Source organism: Thermococcus sp. (genome assembly GCF_027066465.1).
Lineage (GTDB): Archaea > Methanobacteriota_B > Thermococci > Thermococcales > Thermococcaceae > Thermococcus.
In genome coordinates, this window is the sequence record NZ_JAMONU010000075.1 from 1 (window position 1) to 2,702 (window position 2,702).

The following is a 2,702-nucleotide window of genomic DNA, read 5'->3' on the forward strand; positions in this document are numbered from 1 at the left end:
GCTTTATGGCCTGCCTCTTCTCGTCGTACAGGCGACCTTCCACCTTCTTCCTGCCCTCGGCTATCGCCTTTAGGTACTCCTCCTGAAGGCCCATCTTCCACCTCATGCTCCCACCTCACAGCAACGCCCTAATCAGGCTCGGGCTGACCTTTATGAGCTTTGCGAGGAGCTTGGGCCTCTTGAGTATTGCCTTGGCCGTCCTCAGGTGGTCATCGAAGTCCGCCTGGGTTTCTATTACCTCCCTCGCCTCTTCACTCCCCAGGACCTCGAAGATTCTCTCTATGGCGTCTTGGCTGAGACTTAGGAAGAGCTTCCTGAACCTGAGGCCAAAGCTTACCTGCCTCCTCACCCACGAGCAGTAGTTCCAGTAGTTCTCGGGCCTGCCCTCAAGTAAGGCCTTCCTCAGGCCCTCGGCGCAGAGCATCCCGTAGACTATCCCTCCAGCGGTGGTCGGTTTTATCTGAAGGGCGGAATCACCGACGAGTGCCACGTTGCCCCGCACCCAGGGCTTTCTCCAGCCGAAGCCGACGGTTCCGGCCTTGAACTCGAGAATCCTCGTGGGTTCTAACCTTCTGAGCCGTAAAAACCTGCTCAGGGCCTCTATGCTCCCGAAGGTTCCAACTCTGGCAGTTTCGCCGTCTATTGGAGCGACCCACGCGAAGAAGTCGGGCGTTATCTCCTTGTTCACCCAGACCTCGACGTTTTTCCTTTCAAACTCGCCAAGAACCTCAACCTCGTAACCGCTGAGGAACTCGGCCTTCGTCTTAGCTCCCATCACCTTCGCCACCGTGCTGTTCACGCCGTCGGCCCCGACGTAAAAGTCAGCCTTCACTTCGAGCGTCTCCCCGAGGTGCTGGAGAATAGCTTTCCCGTTTTTGAAACCCTTAAAGGTCGTGCTCATCAGGTAATCGGCGCCTCGCTTTATAGCCCTCTTCGCGAGCTCCCGCTCAAGCGTCTTCCTGTCAACGAGGTAAGCCTGGGGGTTCCTCCTTCCAATCGAAAAGCTCTGGATTCGCGAGTAGAAAGTTGCCCCGTAGAGCTCGTTCAGGACGGCTTTTTTCGGCAGTCCGAGCCTCTCGTAGTTCTCAGCCCCGATTATGCCGGTGCAGGCCTTCCCCCCGAAGGAGTTCTTTCTCTCGACGACGGCGACGCTGTAGTCCTTCGCGAGAAGGTTAGCGAGATAATTGCCAACGGGGCCGCCTCCAATGATTAGGACGTCGTACCTCATCCCCACCCCCGTCCGGAGTAGCTTTTAAACCCTAAAAACCTACCCTTTTCCGGTGGTCCCATGAAGGTCCTGATTACCGGCTTCGAGCCCTTCGGCGGTGAGGAGATAAACCCATCGTGGGAAGCCGTTAAGGCGCTTCCCGAGGAACTCAACGGAGCAACGCTCCTGAAGGTCCAGCTACCGGTTTCGTTCAAGAGGGTTCGGGAAATTTTGCCCCGGCTAATCACCAAGGAGGGGCCCGATATAGTCCTCTTGACCGGCCAGGCCGGCGGAAGGCCGAACGTAACGGTGGAGAGGGTTGCGATAAACGTAATGGATTCCACGATGCCGGACAACGACGGCTTTAAGCCGGAGGACGAGCCGGTCTTCGAGGGTGCTCCAGATGCATACTTCGCCACTATACCGATAAAGGCCGTTGTAAAGGCCCTGAGGAAGGCCGGAATCCCGGCCGGCGTTTCCAACACCGCCGGAACCTACGTCTGCAACACCGCGATGTTCACGGCCCTGCACACGATAGCCGTCTCTGGAATGGAAGCGAAAGCCGGTTTTGTCCATGTGCCCTTCAGCCATGCCCAGGCCCTTGAGAAGCCGAGGCCGTCGATGGCGCAGGAGACGATAAATAAAGCAATAAGAAGGGCCCTGGAGCTACTCCTTGAATAGCTCGTTGAAGTCAATCTCGTAAACCACAGAGCCGTTGAAGCTCTGGGCCTCCCTGAAGCGGGCTATAAGCGAACCGAGGGTTTCGATGAGGGCGCCCCTTACCTCGCTCATTATTTTCTCGGCGTCATCCCTCGTCTTTGCCGTGAACGTCCTGCCCTTAAGCTCGCTCAGGCTGATTTCCTCGCTCCCAATGCGTATCTTCGGCTCTACCCCTTCCAAGACCTTCGCAAGCTCCTCGTCGAACTCAAGCTCCCGCACCTTTACGGCGTAGAGGCCGTTAAGGATGTCGTACCTTTTGTCAAAGACTATCCTGACCTTCAAGGTTTCACCCCGGTAGTTGGTATAACGTGATGAGATAAATAACGGTTTTGGTGAGGTTTTTAAAGGGTCTCGAGAACTATGAGCGTGAGGAACCCCCGGTTGGGAGGGTGGTGCTCATTCTAATCATCGGCCTTGACGTCATCGGCGAGAACCCGAAGCGCTTTGCGGTCGTGAGCTGGTACAACGGAAAGCTCGAGCGAAAGGGTGAGTTTACACTCTATCGCTTAATCCGCTTCATCAGGGCAAAGAGGCCGGATATAGTTGCGATAGACAGCGTTACTGAACTCGGCGACGACCTTAGAAAGTTCCTCCGCGCACTCCCGCCGGGCACAAAGCTCGTTCAGGTAACGGGAAGGCCCGGTGAGGGGAGAAGCCTTCAGAGCCTTGCGAAGGAACACGGCATAAGAACGACCGACAGGTTCGACCCCTACGAAGAAGCTAAACTCTCAGCTCTACTCGCGAGCAAGGGAGTCGGCTACGAGGTTTTGGCCTT

At 56.4% G+C, this 2,702-nt stretch carries 4 protein-coding genes and 1 pseudogene; 2 read left to right on the forward strand and 3 right to left on the reverse strand.

The window, feature by feature from the left end:
- Both MVK46_RS03390 and MVK46_RS03395 read right to left on the reverse strand, forming a co-directional pair.
- The coding region (locus MVK46_RS03390) for an ASCH domain-containing protein (protein WP_297535248.1) at window positions 1-106 on the reverse strand (106 nt) is incomplete at its 3' end.
- Window positions 107-115: 9 nt separating this feature from the next.
- Window positions 116-1,228, reverse strand: a complete 1,113-nt coding sequence (locus tag MVK46_RS03395; RefSeq protein WP_297535245.1) for an NAD(P)/FAD-dependent oxidoreductase — start codon at window positions 1,226-1,228, stop codon at window positions 116-118.
- A gap of 60 nt (window positions 1,229-1,288) precedes the next feature.
- On the opposite strand from MVK46_RS03395, the gene pcp reads away from it, so the two are divergent.
- Window positions 1,289-1,888, forward strand: coding sequence for a pyroglutamyl-peptidase I (pcp, locus tag MVK46_RS03400; RefSeq protein ID WP_297535246.1), 600 nt, complete (start codon window positions 1,289-1,291; stop codon window positions 1,886-1,888).
- Here the strand turns inward: pcp and MVK46_RS03405 are convergent.
- Window positions 1,874-2,209, reverse strand: a complete 336-nt coding sequence (locus MVK46_RS03405; RefSeq protein WP_297535247.1) for a hypothetical protein — start codon at window positions 2,207-2,209, stop codon at window positions 1,874-1,876. The two genes, pcp and MVK46_RS03405, sit on opposite strands and share 15 nt — an antisense overlap.
- A 107-nt stretch (window positions 2,210-2,316) precedes the next feature.
- Between MVK46_RS03405 and MVK46_RS03410 the strand changes: the two are divergent.
- A pseudogene (locus MVK46_RS03410) lies at window positions 2,317-2,702 on the forward strand (DUF460 domain-containing protein); the annotation flags it as partial.

Excerpts from the sequence above, each read along its gene's own strand:
- MVK46_RS03395 (WP_297535245.1), bottom strand. The coding sequence starts at position 1,228 with ATGAGGTACGACGTCCTAATCATTGGAGGCGGCCCCGTTGGCAATTAT.
- pcp (WP_297535246.1), top strand. The coding sequence starts at position 1,289 with ATGAAGGTCCTGATTACCGGCTTCGAGCCCTTCGGCGGTGAGGAGATA.